Below are 13,896 nucleotides of genomic sequence, written 5' to 3'. Positions count from 1 at the left end.
CATCTAACGCTCGGGACGCACGAATGCTGCCATTGAAGAGGTTTTCTTTCTGGAGTTCTCTTCTTGACTGGCAGAAGAACATATTCAATTTTTTAGCAAAGTGTTTCAACATTAGATAAAATGGAATTGGTAAACGTGTAAAAGGAAATAATAAGTCAAAAAAGGAAGGGATAATGTGGCACCTAACCCTCATTATTTTATTGCACTGCCTCTGCCGCAGGAGATTAAAGATCATATTGATACCTGGAAAAAAGAAGTCAAACATAAGCTTCCTTTTAAAAAATGGGTCTATCCTGCCGATTATCATATAACCCTCTTTTTCTTAGGTGGTGCTAATAACAGGCAGATTCAGAGAGTGTCTGAAAACATGGAACACCTTTCCTTAAACTATCCATCTTTTTCCTTGGATATTACAAATGCCGGCTGGTTTGGTAAACCTGCTGAACCACGTATTTTTTTGGTTGGAGCAGAGGGTCCTCATGCATTATATCACTTACAAAGAGACGTTTCTATTGATTGTGATACGATTGGCTTTGCAGCAGAAAAACGGACATACAAACCCCATATTACGGTAGCAAGAAAGTGGAACAGCAAAGAATCATTTCAACATGCTGTAAAACGGTTGTCTTCTATACCAGCCGTTTCGTGGACTGCTAAAGAGTTTGTTATATATAGAACTCATTTAGACCGCTTACCAAAATACGAAAGAGTGGAAACATTTACATTGAGAGCCGATAAATAAAGATAAGGTTTTCTGTTGTTTCCCTAAGGAGTGGAGAAATCAAAGAAATGGATCTCATTCGAATGATTATGCACATTATAATATTATACTTTTTTTATTATGCAGGGGTTTGGATTCAAAAATGGTTTGATCTAGTGATACCAGGCAGTATTATTGGCATGCTTTTGTTATTGGGCCTGTTTTATACAAAACTGATTAAACCAAAATGGATAGCGATGGGGACAAGTTTGGTGCTGTCACATATGCCGTTATTATTTTTACCAGTTACGGCAGGAACGATTGTGTACTTAGAATTATTTTCTGGTTCTGGTTTATGGCTCGTAGCCATTGCTTTCACCAGCACGCTGCTTGTGATGGCTGTTACTGGAATGACAGCTCAGTTTTTTGCAAGAAGGAGGGAACAGCATGATTAATTGGGCTGCTGCTGTGTTGGCTGCAGCAGGTACAGTATTGGTTTATATTGGCGCACGTAAGTTTTATCAGCGCTTTTCTTATCCCATTACGCTCCCTATTGTGACTGGAACGGTTGTTATTATTGTGGTTTTACTTAGCACTGGAATTTCTTATGAAACATATATGCTGGGCGGCCGATGGATTGAGCACTTGCTGGGACCTGCAGTGGTTGCACTTGCTTATCCATTATATAAACAAAGAGAAATGCTAAAAACATATTTTTTTCCTCTTCTTGTTAGTGTAACTGTTGGTGCATTTGCCGGGGTGCTATCTGGATATTATTTATCCCGGCTCGCGGGGGTTGAGCAAGCACTTATCGCATCCGTGCTGCCTAAATCTGTTACTACTCCTGTCGCTATGGAGGTAGCCGCGTCAATAGGAGGACCGCCCCCGCTTGCCGCTGTTTTTGTAATGGTAGCTGGTATTGGGGGAGTAGTGATTGCGCCTTATCTTTTCAAATGCTGCAAAATCAATCATGTTCTTGCTAAAGGTATAGGTATAGGAAGTGCCTCTCATGCAATAGGCACAGCCAAAGCTCTTGAAAACAGTGAAAAAGAAGGTGCAGCCAGTTCTGTGGCAATGACATTGAGTGCAGTGATAGTCTCCATCATTATTCCATTGCTGGCACTTCTATTTTTCTAGCAAACTCTTGAACTGGAAAAGGGGTGAAGAAGTGGCCCATTTACTAAAAGTGGAAGATTATACGTCAAGATATCAACATGATATTCAGAGGTATCCAAGTCAGTTTACACGTTTAAAAAAAGAACGCTGGAACCATATTAAAAAAGAATGGATACGAGTGAATCGGCGAGAAAAAGGAAATGAACACGGTGAGTTCGATAATTGGTTTGAGGAAGCTGATAACGGTTTTTTTGCAGCAGCCCTCCATCGGCTAAAGCATTTGTCTGGAAAAAATCGATTGCCAGAGGAAATAGGAGAGGAAGAAAGAGAAGACCTTGCTGCTTTTTATAAAGGAAAATCGATGGAAGAGTTAAAAGAAATATTTTATGAGGATCTGTTTCAGGCTCAGCTGCAGTGGGCAAGCTCATCTCTTTTTGAAGAATCCAGGATGAATCCAAAATATAAATACGACCAGAAGCTGCGCTATTTTTTGCGTGAATTTCCTGATAACTATTTGGTATTGTACTATCCTGTTTTCTCCATTGGCAGAGCTCCTGTGGAAATGGATATTATTTTAATCAGCCCGACAGAGGTTTATTTCATTACCACTTTAGAGGGAAAACAAACTAGTGTATTTGAAACATCTTCGGGAAGATTTTGGAATGAGTATGTAGACGGAAGTCGAAAAAGACGAGTGAGTCCCGTGATATCTTTGAACCGCATGACTGCCATCGCCCGGGACATTTTACAAAATAAAAAACTCAACATGAAACTGAATCGAGTAGTGTTAACTCCAGCAGCTATTATTGATCACCGTGCAACTGGAATGAAAGTAAAAATGGTAGATAAAAGAAACCATGAGGAATGGCTTGTGAAAATGAAAAGGCACCCGTCGCCAGTAAAAAAAAATCAGCTTGAGACAGCTGATTTGCTGTTGCAGCATACGGTAACGACTTCTTTTCGGCGCAAAGATTTGTTTGATAACGATGAAGAAAAATAGCCCTGCAAGCAAAATAGCAGGGCAGGGCTGTTATCCAATATATGAAAGCTGTTCATCACTGAAGCTGGACAGGTTCTAGTTAAATACAATCGTTTTGTTTTTGTAAACGAGGACTTTGTCGTTTATATGCCATTCTACAGCTCTAGCCAAAGCTATTTTCTCTACATTACGGCCGGCTATTTTTAAGTCGTCTGTGTCGTAACGATGGTTGACACGAAGAACTTCTTGTTCAATGATTGGTCCTTCATCCAAATCATTCGTCACGTAGTGAGCAGTAGCTCCAATTAATTTCACGCCGCGTTCAAATGCTTTTTTATAGGGATTGGCCCCAATAAAAGCAGGCAAAAAGGAGTGATGAATATTAATAATTCGATGCTCAAATGATTTTACAAAATCTGGTGAGAGAATTTGCATATAACGTGCCAGCACAATGAAATCTATATGATAGTCTTTTAACAAAGATGCGGCGTCCGATTCTGCTTTTTGTTTTGTTTCTTTAGAGACGGGAATATAATGAAATGAAATGCCATAACTTTCAACGATGTCTCTTAAATCCTCATGGTTGCTGATTACCACAGGAATTTCTACATCTAATTCACCGGAGCGCCAGCGCCAGAGCAGCTCAAGTAAACAATGATCTTCTTTTGATACAAACATAGCCATTTTTTTTGTTTTTCGTTCGCTCTCTAACCGCCAGCTGATTCCAAAACGTTCTGCGATAGCGGGGAACTCTTTTTCTACCGTTGAAAAACGTTCATTAAATGAAGACAGGTCAAATTCGATCCGCATAAAGAACATACCGCCTTCAGGGTCCGTACTATACTGATCCGATTGAACGATATTAGCACCTTTTTGGTGTAAAAAATCAGATACGGCTGCGACTATTCCCGGTTGGTCAGAACAAGATATAAGCAGTCTTGCCCGATTTAATGTTTTTGTACGCTTCATTGTTAGTTTCCTCCGATTTCTTAACATAGTCTTCATATAATTGCACGCTGCATCTTCCATGAGATTGCTCGGCGTATTGTAGGTAAGGGGGAATCCTCTAACCCCAGAGGACAACGGAATTAACTATATCACTCCTTGGCAAGAAAAAAAAGATGTTCACCCATAAATATTCGGATGCTGGAGGCTGGAGATGGAACCAAAAGGAAACACACTAGTTGCTTGGATGGAAGATTTATATACTGCTAAAGTCAAAGGACCTGTTACAACGCCTATGAACGAGTGGAAAATCATCCAAAAAGAAAATGACAAAGAAACAGACATTGTCACTACCACCACTTTTTCTAACGGGGTATTAATCTTTCAAGTAGAAGAACCGTTTTTAGCTGGAAAACGGTATGAAGTGAGAGGTCCTGCCAAACAATCTGCTCATTTATTATCAGGGAAAGCTGTTCGCACGCCTTTGTTTGATAAATTATATGCTTACAGCGGAACCGATTTAGGAGCTGTTTGTACAAATAATGCAACTCATTTTGCAGTCTGGGCGCCGACAGCAGAAGAAGTAATGCTAATGATTTATGAACGAGACAAAACCAATCCAAAAGATTCCATTCCCATGCAGCGATCGGAAAGAGGAGTGTGGCGGATAAAATTAACTGGCTGTCAACACGGACTTCGTTACACTTATAAAGTTTTTGTCAATGGAATGTGGCAGGAGTCGTTGGATCCATACGCTTCATCTTCCACCCTAAACGGCCAGCATTCAGTGGTTATAAATTGGGAGAAATTAGATGGTAAAGCAAGGAATCCCGTCCAACCGCCTCCTATGGGCCAAAAAACAGACGCCATTATTTATGAAGTGCATGTGCGGGATTTTACCGCTCATTTATACAGCGGCGTCAGAAACAAGGGAAAATATTTAGGTTGGACGGAAAAAGGAAAGACTCCTGAAGGATATTCGACAACAATTCCCTATTTAAAAGAAATGGGAGTAACTCACATTCAGCTTCTTCCTGTCCAAGATTTTGGCAGTGTAGATGAATTAAAGAATTCTCCTGCATACAATTGGGGATATGATCCCATTCATCATTTTGTACCGGAAGGAAGTTATGCAGTAAATAAGAGTCAGCCTGAATCGAGAATTATTGAACTCCGTCAATTAATAGATACGCTTCATTGTGAAGGATTAAGGGTCGTTTTGGATGTAGTATTTAATCATTTTTATGTAAGAGAAAATGCTTCGTTAGAAAAACTTGTTCCGGGTTATTATTTTCGCTATGGAAATGATGATCTTCCAGCTGATGGTACAGGAGTGGGAAACGATACAGCATCTGAACGAACAATGATGAAAAAATATATCATAGATTGTTTGCTGCATTGGCTGAACAATTATGAGGTGGATGGTTTTCGATTTGATTTAATGGGGATTCATGATGTTCATACAATGAAAGAAGCAGCTTTTGTCCTCCATCAAAAAAAACCATCTCTTTTATTATATGGAGAAGGATGGAATATGCATACGCCTCTTGAGGAAAATCAAAAAGCCACAATAGAACAAGCTTCGCAATTAGGTGGAAAGATAGGTTTTTTCAATGACCGCTTTAGAGATGCAGTGAAAGGTCACTTGTCAGGTAGTAACGGATTTATCCATGCAAATCAAGACTGCGAAAATTTAGATAACATTGCTTTTTATATGAGAGGGTCCATCGATTGGTCTTCAAGACAAAGAGAAGGTATTTTCGTGGATGCTTCCCAGTCTATTAATTATGTGGAATGTCATGATAATTATACTCTCTGGGATCAATTAAAGATAAGAGATGATTTCTCAAAAGAGGAACGAATAAAGATGCACCGATTAGCAACAACAATGGTGCTTACTGCTCAAGGTATTCCATTTTTACATGCGGGTCAGGAATTTTTTAGAACAAAATTTGGAGTGGAAAATAGTTATAATGCTCCGGTCTGGATCAACCAAATCGATTGGGAAAGAAGGGAACTTTTTCATTCCAACATAGAATATGTGAAAGGTTTAATACAAATCCGTAAACGTTTTGAAGCATTTCGTCTTCAGAATGCAGCAGAAATCAGCAAACGATTTGAGCGGCTTGAGGCCCCAAAAGATACGTTGTTTTTTAAACTCCACAAAAACAAAAAAGAAAACAATTTGTATGTAATATTAAATGCTTCAAGACAATCCGCAGCAGTTCCATTACCGGATGTTGGTATCTATCAAGTAATCGTTGACGATGAAAGAGCTTCTTTGATACCATTAAAAGCGGTTCACTCTAATAGGATAGAGGTTAGGCCAATTAGTGCCATGATTTTATATAAATAAAGCAGAGTCGCTTTTGACAGGCTCTGCTTAGTTCTACGTTACAATATCAGCCCATTTAGCTGGCCTGTACGATCCATCATACCATAACCGCAATTTTGTAAAGATAGATAGTATGCTAAAAAACCATTGCGGCAATATAACGGAAAAGGATTACGTCATGAACTATTATGAACATTCTACAAAAACGAGGGTGAAACTATTGGAATTGCTATTAGGAGAAGACTGGAAGGTTGAACCCGCTGGAGGATCAACGGGTGAAGCTTATATTGCAAGGGCAGGAGAAAAAAAGCTGTTCTTAAAGCGCAATTCCTCTCCTTTTCTTGCAGTGCTTTCTGCAGAAGGGATTGTTCCTAAGCTTTTATGGACAAAACGTTTAGAAAATGGCGATGTAATCACCGCTCAGCGTTGGGTGCACGGGCGGGAACTTGGTTCTTCTGATATGGATCGTTCAGACGTTGCACAACTATTGAGTAAGATCCATTGTTCAAGTGAACTGCTTGATATGTTTAAAAGGATTGGTAATGAGCCTCTTACTCCGACTACTATAACAGAATGTCTGCAAAACCAATTGTTAGCATCAGGTACCTCGTATTCCTTATTACAAGAGGCCGTTGATTATTTGTCGCTGAACCGTCATGAAGTGACTCCGCCTCGTATGGTTGTATGTCATTGTGATATAAATCATAATAATTGGATGATTAATTCAAATAACGAATTATATTTGATTGATTGGGACGGGGCCACTGTGGCAGACCCTGCTTTTGATCTTGGTCTTTTATTGTACGAGTACATACCCCGAGAACATTGGGAAAAATGGCTTTATCATTATGGGCTGCCATTGACTTCTGATTTAGAAAAAAGGATGCATTGGTATGTAATCTCTCATGCTTTACACAGCGTTCTCTATCATATGAGAAAAGGGCAGCATGACCAGATTAAATCATGGATAGATCAGCTAAAACAATTATTAGCGTATTCATAAAACATTCCATAACAAGATATTTCCCGGGTAATGCCTTCTTTTGAGAAATAATGGCATAGAATGCCGAATAAAGTCGTATGTTAAGTTCCGTTACAAGCTCGGCTAGTAAGCCGGGCTTATGTCATATCAAACATAGAACAAGGGGGAAAACGAATGAAGAATGGGGTTATTAGTTTAGGAGAAGCATTGATTGATTTTATTCCTATGGATGAATGGAACACTTTGTATCAAAAGAGTCCAGGAGGAGCACCTGCCAATGTAGCTGTCGGTTTATCACGGCTTGGAATAAATACATACTTTTTAGGGAAATTAGGAGAAGATGTACTAGGCACGTTTTTGTATGAAACGCTTCAGCAGTATGGAGTGAAAACGGATCATCTCTATTTAACTGACGAAGCTCGGACCGGTGCGGTTTTTGTTACGCTCGATAAAAGTGGAGAAAGAAGTTTTAATTTTTACATCAATCCAAGCGCTGATCAGTTTCTTCATCCTGATGAAATTGATGAGCGGTTATTTGAACAAGCCAAAGTTCTTCATTTTGGTTCTATTACTCTTATTAATGAACCAGCGCGTTCTGCAACATTAAAAGCCATTAAACTAGCCAAAAAACACAGCCTGCGTATTACATTTGATCCAAATGTTCGTCTTCCATTGTGGCCTACTGAAAAACAGGCTCGCGAGACTATCTTACATACGATAAGTCATGCAGATGTAGTAAAAATATCAGAGGACGAATTAGAGTTCTTAACAGGCGAAACAGAGGAAGCTAAAGGAACAGCTGCGCTTGATAAATATCAAATACCTGTTCTTGTTATCACTAAAGGTGAACACGGAAGCACGATAATAACAAAAAATGGACAGGTCGATATCGAAGCTGAAAGCGTGAAGGCAGTGGATACAACTGGGGCCGGAGATGCATATTTGTCCGGACTCTTATATCATGTGCATAAATATGATGATAAGATAGAAGACATCAGTTTGCAGCAATGGCAAGAGGCAGCAGCGTTCGCAAGTTTATCAGGAGGGCTGGCAGCTTCAGCAAAGGGAGCTATGTCTAGTCTGCCGACACTAAAAGAGATAGAAAAAAATAAAGATACATAGGAGGATGGGTATGAGACTCCGTCACAAGCCATGGGCCAAAGAATATATCGCAAATCATCCACAATATGTGATTTCCTCTCCATCTAAAAAAGATAAATCTTGGAAGGAACTGTTTAACAGTGATAATCCTCTTTATGTAGAAGTTGGAACAGGTAAAGGGAAATTTTTGGATAACATGAGTGTGAAATATCCTCATATAAATTTTGTTGGTATTGAGAAGTTTGAGAGCGTTTTGGTTACTGGAGTTCAACGTGTATTACAAACAAAGCCAACAAATCTGAAATTTATTAATGGTGATGTAAACGACTTATTGGAATATTTCAACAGCGAAGAAATAGATAGACTATATATCAACTTTACAGATCCCTGGCCAAAAAAACGCCATGAAAAAAGGCGGCTTACGTACAAATCATTTTTATCACTCTATGAACAAGCATTGCATCCGCATGGGGAAATTCATATGAAAACAGATAATCAAGGTCTTTTTGAATATTCATTAGAAAGCATGTCGCAATATGGGATGAAATTGAAAAACATTTCGCTGGATCTTCACAATAGTGATGATGAAGAAAATGTGATGACCGAATATGAAGAAAAGTTTTCAGAAAAAGGGCAGAGAATTTTCCGGCTAGAAGCATGTTTTCGAGCAAAATAAACGATTTTGAAAGCAGCCTTTCCTTTTACGTTGAAAGATTTTTTGCTATGTTTAATACACATTTTTAAGCATCAACGGCAGTTATGCTACAATGAAACTGTGAAAACGGATTCATGGGAGGGGTAGGATGGAACAGTTAACAATTGGAGAATACACATTAACTTGGCTTAGAGGCGGTGTGACCCATCTTGATGGAGGAGCGATGTTTGGGGTAGTTCCTAAAGCGTTGTGGTCCAAAAAGTATCCAGTGAATGATAAAAATCAAATTGAATTGCGCAGTGATCCCATTCTTATTCAAGGGAATGGAAAAAATATGTTAATTGAAGCAGGACTTGGCAAGAACCGATTTTCTGATAAACAAAAGCGTAATTATGGAATAACCGAGGAATCTTATGTGGAAGAGGATCTTCAAAAGCTGGGCTTAACGACTTCTGACATAGACGCAGTGTTAATGACTCATATGCATTTTGACCACGCGGCCGGGTTAGTTAAATGGGAAAACGACCAAGAAGTTCCTGCTTATGAAAAAGCGGTCATTTATGTTTCTGAAACAGAATGGGAAGAAACAAAACACCCTAATATTAGGTCGCGCAATACATATTGGGAGCAAAATTGGAAACCTGCTGAGCATAAAGTAGAAACCTATGCTAAAGAACTTGAACCTGCTCCTGGCATCAAGCTGACTAGAGTGGGCGGGCATAGTAACGGTTTAAGTGTGGTAACGATTGAGCAAGGGGATGACATGGTTATTCATATGGCTGATAATATGGGAACACACGCTCATCAAAACGTTCTGTGGGTGATGGCGTTTGATGACTACCCAATGGATTCTATTGCAGTGAAACAAAAATATATGGACATCGGCTATAACAATGAAGCCTGGTTTACGTTTTACCATGATTATAAATATCGTGCCATTAAATATGACAGCCGAGGAGAAAAGATCAAAGCAGTTGAAAAACAAAGTTGACTACTCTCACGTCCCAGGAACGTATAGGTATTGAAATTAGGAGGAAATAAAACGGATAACCGAACACTATAATAATAAAATAGTGATTCAAAAACTGTCTGCATTTGCGGACAGTTTTTTTACACTTTAGGAATGTTTAATTTTTTTTAAAGGATCAAAGTATAAGCAAAACTACGGCTTTCGCCATAAGGACTCGGCGGCAAGCCGAGTTTTTCTAAGGTGTTTGCCTTTACATGGTTGACAAGTCGAATTTTCTACCACTTTATAGCACTTGTCATAAGAATTACTTGATTGTTTCCAATCATATACAACGGAATTATGATTATTCGTGATTGATTTTGAACGGATACGATTATATACTAGAAAGAGATATAAACGAGTAAGCGTTTTCCATAAGAAGGAAGGAGGTGTCATAATCCTTGCTCAATATAGAAAGGAAAGAAGCTATACTATCTGTTCTCGAAAAGCAGGAAATAGCCACGGTTCAGGAATTAGTAAATGCAACCGGAGCATCTGAATCTACCATAAGAAGAGACCTCACTGATTTAGAATCACAAAATTATATTAAACGATTACACGGCGGGGCTTCCCTTTCTAAACGTAAAACAGAAGAACCAAGTATGTCTGAAAAAAAGAGTGTAAACCAAGCGGAAAAAAAATCGATGGCAGCCGCTGCCAGTGCTCTTATTGAACAAAAAGATTGTTTATTCATAGATGCAGGAACGACAACCATAGAAATGATACCTTTTTTAGCCGGCAAACAAGTAATAGTTGTAACGAATGGGATTCAACATGTTCCTCTGCTTTTAGAGCGAGGAATTGAGACGTATGTGACAGGCGGAAAAGCAAAACCTAATACAGCGGCTTTAGCTGGCGGCAAAGCAGTAGAATCGATGAAAGAGTTTCGTTTTGATGCCTGCTTTCTTGGAATGAACGGGATTGACGCCAAACAGGGTTTTACGACTCCCGATCCAGATGAAGCGGCAGTAAAGAAAACAGCTATTACATTATCGTCTAGATCTTATGTTCTTGCAGATCATTCTAAGATAGGGGAAGTTTCTTTTTCCAGCGTCGCTCCTATTGAGAAAGCTTATATTATTACATCAAGTAAGGCAGAAGCTGATCAGCTGCGAACATTACAACAAGAAACAGAAGTAAAGGTTGTGAATGTATGATTTATACACTGACATTGAATCCAGCTCTTGATTACGTAGTGGAGGTTGCTGATTTTACAGAAGGCAGCATCAATCGCACCAAAAATGAGTTGAAATATCCGGGTGGAAAAGGGATTAACGTGTCCCGCGTTTTGAAAAGATTAGGGGTTTCAAGTACTGCGTTAGGGTTTACAGGTGGATTTACCGGTGACTACATTGAAAATGTGCTCAAGCAAGAAAACATTGATACGGATTTTGTGAGGGTTAATGGAGATACTCGTATTAACGTAAAAATTAGAGGCGGAAAAGAGACTGAAATAAACGGGGCTTCCCCTTCTATATCTGAAGATGATATACGCTCCTTAGAAAGCAGATTAGCACTGCTTGATAATGAAGATCAGCTTGTAGTGGCAGGAAGTCTGCCATCCATGCTTCCACCTGATACGTACAAGAGGCTTATGATCAGATTGAAAGAGAAGGGCATTCGGGTTTACCTGGATACAAGCGGCGAAGCTTTAACAAAAGCGTTAGAAGCAAGCCCCTATTTTGTGAAGCCGAATCATTTAGAGCTGGCAGAACTGTATGACGTTTCTATTTCAAGCGTAGAAGAAGCAGTTCAATACGGGAAAAAGCTGCTTGATGACTTTGACATTTCTCATGCCGTTATTTCGATGGCCGGCGAAGGTGCTGTTTACTTACATGGCGATGAAGCATATCAAGCAAAACCTCCTGAACGTCCAGCTGTAAATTCCGTTGGCGCTGGAGATTCCTTAGTAGCAGGTTTTATCGCTAAACATCTATTGTCTAATAATCCAGACGAAGTTTTGGCATTTGCTGTATCGGCCGGCAGTGCCACTGCTTTTTCAGAAACATTTTGTACAAAAGAAGAGGTAGTACAAATTAATAAAGAAATTAAAACAGCAGTTTTAAATGAGTAATAAGTGTTTTTCAGTATATTTTTTAAGAGGTGAAATCGATGAAGATTACCGAGCTGTTAAAAACAGACACGATGGTATTAAATCTTGAATCTACTACAAAAGACGGGGTCATTGATGAACTTGTTCAAAAATTGGATACAGCAGGCAGACTAAACGACAAGGCTGATTTTAAAGAAGCTATTCTTGCACGCGAAGCTCAGAGTTCAACTGGAATTGGGGAAGGGGTTGCCATTCCGCACGCAAAAACAGCTGCCGTAAAAACACCAGCGATTGCATTTGGGCGTTCAAAAAATGGAGCAGAATATGAATCGCTTGATGGACAGCCTGCACATCTTGTATTTATGATTGCTGCAAGTGAAGGTGCAAATGAAGATCATTTGCAGACACTGTCAAGACTGTCTACTCTTTTAATGGATGAGTCTTTTCGCAGTGACCTGATTCATGCCGAATCAGAAGATGAAATTATTACATTGATTGACAAAAAAGAAAAAGAGAAATTAGGAGAAGAAGAAACAGAAGAAAGCAGAGCGGAAGAAAAAGATACAGATACTCCAAGCATTCTTGCTGTTACTGGCTGCCCAACAGGCATCGCTCATACGTACATGGCAGCAGATTCTTTAAAAGACAAAGCAAAAGAAATGGGCTTATCCATTAAAGTCGAAACCAATGGGTCTGACGGAGTAAAAAATCGTCTTTCCGCCGAAGAGATAGAAAAAGCGGACGCTATTATTGTTGCCTCTGACACAAAAGTAGAAATGGACCGTTTTGATGGTAGACCAGTGTTAGTAAAAGGGGTGACAGACGGGATTCGCCGCCCGGAAGAATTGTTAACACAGGCTAAAAACGGTGAAGCTCCTATTTACAAAGCTTCTGGCGGAGGCCAAGAGGAAAGTTCAGGGGACAGCAGCGGTAGAAAAGGCTTTTATAAACATTTAATGAATGGTGTTTCTAACATGCTGCCATTCGTTGTCGGCGGCGGTGTATTAATCGCTATCTCCTTCTTTTTTGGAATTAATGCGGCCAATCCAGAGGATCCAAGCTATCATCCGTTTGCAGAAGCGTTAAGTGTTATTGGCGGAGAAAATGCGTTTGGTTTAATGGTAGCTGTACTTGCTGGTTTTATCGCTATGAGTATTGCAGACCGTCCAGGCTTTGCTCCTGGTATGATTGGCGGTTTGATGGCCACGACAGGGGGAGCAGGATTTTTAGGCGGTTTGATCGCCGGTTTTCTTGCTGGTTATGTAGTGATCCTGCTTAAAAAAGCATTAGCAGGGCTGCCAAAAGTATTAGACGGCATTAAAACGATTTTATTTTATCCCGTGTTGAGCATATTTATCGTCGGGATGCTCATGCATTTTGTCATTATTGAACCAATCAGCATTTTTAATACGTTTTTAGAAAACTGGCTTGATGGCATGGGAACTGGAAACATTGTTATCTTAGGCCTCATTTTAGGCGGTATGATGGCAGTTGATATGGGAGGTCCTATCAACAAAGCAGCCTTTACCTTTGGAATTGCTATGATTGATGCTGGGAATTACGCTCCGCACGCTGCTATTATGGCAGGCGGGATGGTGCCTCCTCTTGGAATTGCCCTTGCTACAACTTTATTTAAAAAGAAATTTACAAAAGAAGAAAGAGATGCAGGTTTTTCAAGTTATTTTCTTGGAGCTTTCTTTATAACAGAAGGCGCTATTCCATTTGCAGCTGCAGATCCAGGCCGGGTTATTCCGTCGATTATAGCTGGTTCTGCTACTGCTGGAGCATTTGCGATGTTATTTGGAAATGGATTGCCAGCACCTCACGGAGGGATATTTGTTATTCCTGCTATACAAGGAGGAAGTCCTTGGCTGTATGTGCTTGCCATTTTGATTGGTACAGTGGTAACAGCTTTATTAGTAGGATTTTTAAAAAGGCCGATACGTTCATAAGTGATAGAAAAAACAAGGCTTTCACCTCGTTTAATGGTGAGAGCCTTGTTTTTATTAGGAAAATTTAAT

General features: G+C 39.6%; 13 protein-coding genes. 12 read left to right on the top strand and 1 reads right to left on the bottom strand.

The window, feature by feature from the left end; all coding sequences use genetic code 11:
* The first annotated feature begins 175 nt into the window (after positions 1-175).
* Genes thpR through CEF16_RS10755 form a run of 4 tightly spaced genes read left to right on the top strand, consistent with a single transcriptional unit; the run spans position 176 to position 2,816 of the window.
* Positions 176-742, top strand: coding sequence for an RNA 2',3'-cyclic phosphodiesterase (gene thpR / locus CEF16_RS10770; RefSeq protein WP_091581596.1), 567 nt, complete (start codon positions 176-178; stop codon positions 740-742).
* Positions 743-789: 47 nt separating this feature from the next.
* On the top strand, positions 790-1,155 hold the full coding sequence (locus CEF16_RS10765) for a CidA/LrgA family protein (RefSeq protein ID WP_091581599.1): 366 nt from the start codon (positions 790-792) through the stop codon (positions 1,153-1,155).
* Positions 1,148-1,837: an LrgB family protein gene (locus tag CEF16_RS10760; protein WP_091581601.1), complete on the top strand. Its 690-nt coding sequence runs from the start codon at positions 1,148-1,150 to the stop codon at positions 1,835-1,837. Before CEF16_RS10765 ends, CEF16_RS10760 begins: the two co-directional genes overlap by 8 nt.
* A 31-nt stretch (positions 1,838-1,868) precedes the next feature.
* Positions 1,869-2,816 carry a nuclease-related domain-containing protein gene (locus CEF16_RS10755; protein WP_091581604.1) on the top strand — a complete coding sequence of 316 codons (948 nt, stop codon included), beginning with the start codon at positions 1,869-1,871 and terminating at the stop codon, positions 2,814-2,816.
* 75 nt (positions 2,817-2,891) lie between these two features.
* Here the strand turns inward: CEF16_RS10755 and purU are convergent, their stop codons facing one another.
* The gene (gene purU / locus CEF16_RS10750; RefSeq protein WP_091581607.1) at positions 2,892-3,764 is read right to left on the bottom strand and encodes a formyltetrahydrofolate deformylase; all 873 of its coding nucleotides are present in this window, start codon (positions 3,762-3,764) and stop codon (positions 2,892-2,894) included.
* Positions 3,765-3,954: 190 nt separating this feature from the next.
* On the opposite strand from purU, the gene pulA reads away from it, so the two are divergent.
* From pulA to CEF16_RS10710, 8 genes are all read left to right on the top strand, one after another.
* Positions 3,955-6,096: a type I pullulanase gene (gene pulA / locus CEF16_RS10745; RefSeq protein WP_091581610.1), complete on the top strand. Its 2,142-nt coding sequence runs from the start codon at positions 3,955-3,957 to the stop codon at positions 6,094-6,096.
* A 157-nt stretch (positions 6,097-6,253) separates the two neighbouring features.
* Positions 6,254-7,078: a phosphotransferase family protein gene (locus CEF16_RS10740; protein WP_245917831.1), complete on the top strand. Its 825-nt coding sequence runs from the start codon at positions 6,254-6,256 to the stop codon at positions 7,076-7,078.
* Between the two features lie 153 nt (positions 7,079-7,231).
* Entirely contained in the window at positions 7,232-8,179 is a 948-nt protein-coding gene (locus tag CEF16_RS10735) for an aminoimidazole riboside kinase (RefSeq protein WP_091581616.1), read from the top strand.
* Between the two features lie 10 nt (positions 8,180-8,189).
* On the top strand, positions 8,190-8,834 hold the full coding sequence (trmB, locus tag CEF16_RS10730) for a tRNA (guanosine(46)-N7)-methyltransferase TrmB (protein WP_091581619.1): 645 nt from the start codon (positions 8,190-8,192) through the stop codon (positions 8,832-8,834).
* 127 nt (positions 8,835-8,961) lie between these two features.
* Positions 8,962-9,804 (top strand): YtnP family quorum-quenching lactonase, encoded by an 843-nt coding sequence (locus tag CEF16_RS10725; RefSeq protein ID WP_091581621.1) that lies wholly within the window; start codon positions 8,962-8,964, stop codon positions 9,802-9,804.
* Positions 9,805-10,223: 419 nt separating this feature from the next.
* On the top strand, positions 10,224-10,979 hold the full coding sequence (locus CEF16_RS10720) for a DeoR/GlpR family DNA-binding transcription regulator (protein ID WP_091581624.1): 756 nt from the start codon (positions 10,224-10,226) through the stop codon (positions 10,977-10,979).
* Positions 10,976-11,896, top strand: coding sequence for a 1-phosphofructokinase (pfkB, locus tag CEF16_RS10715; RefSeq protein ID WP_091581627.1), 921 nt, complete (start codon positions 10,976-10,978; stop codon positions 11,894-11,896). The genes CEF16_RS10720 and pfkB overlap by 4 nt, the downstream gene beginning before the upstream one ends.
* Before the next feature lie 38 nt (positions 11,897-11,934).
* Positions 11,935-13,827 carry a PTS fructose transporter subunit IIABC gene (locus tag CEF16_RS10710; protein ID WP_091581629.1) on the top strand — a complete coding sequence of 631 codons (1,893 nt, stop codon included), beginning with the start codon at positions 11,935-11,937 and terminating at the stop codon, positions 13,825-13,827.
* The last annotated feature ends 69 nt before the right edge of the window (positions 13,828-13,896 follow it).

Origin of the sequence: Alteribacillus bidgolensis (assembly GCF_002886255.1) — a bacterium.
GTDB classification, from domain to species: Bacteria; Bacillota; Bacilli; order Bacillales; family Marinococcaceae; genus Alteribacillus; species Alteribacillus bidgolensis.
Note: the sequence above shows the minus strand (reverse complement) of the source record. Positions and strands in the feature narration are given on the sequence as shown.

What these genes read in the sequence shown, in the direction of transcription:
- CEF16_RS10765 (WP_091581599.1), top strand. Translation starts at nt 790, where the DNA reads ATGGATCTCATTCGAATGATTATGCACATTATAATATTATACTTTTTT.
- CEF16_RS10760 (WP_091581601.1), top strand. Translation starts at nt 1,148, where the DNA reads ATGATTAATTGGGCTGCTGCTGTGTTGGCTGCAGCAGGTACAGTATTG.
- purU (WP_091581607.1), bottom strand. Translation starts at nt 3,764, where the DNA reads ATGAAGCGTACAAAAACATTAAATCGGGCAAGACTGCTTATATCTTGT.
- pulA (WP_091581610.1), top strand. Translation starts at nt 3,955, where the DNA reads ATGGAACCAAAAGGAAACACACTAGTTGCTTGGATGGAAGATTTATAT.
- CEF16_RS10740 (WP_245917831.1), top strand. Translation starts at nt 6,254, where the DNA reads ATGAACTATTATGAACATTCTACAAAAACGAGGGTGAAACTATTGGAA.
- CEF16_RS10735 (WP_091581616.1), top strand. Translation starts at nt 7,232, where the DNA reads ATGAAGAATGGGGTTATTAGTTTAGGAGAAGCATTGATTGATTTTATT.
- trmB (WP_091581619.1), top strand. Translation starts at nt 8,190, where the DNA reads ATGAGACTCCGTCACAAGCCATGGGCCAAAGAATATATCGCAAATCAT.
- CEF16_RS10725 (WP_091581621.1), top strand. Translation starts at nt 8,962, where the DNA reads ATGGAACAGTTAACAATTGGAGAATACACATTAACTTGGCTTAGAGGC.
- pfkB (WP_091581627.1), top strand. Translation starts at nt 10,976, where the DNA reads ATGATTTATACACTGACATTGAATCCAGCTCTTGATTACGTAGTGGAG.
- CEF16_RS10710 (WP_091581629.1), top strand. Translation starts at nt 11,935, where the DNA reads ATGAAGATTACCGAGCTGTTAAAAACAGACACGATGGTATTAAATCTT.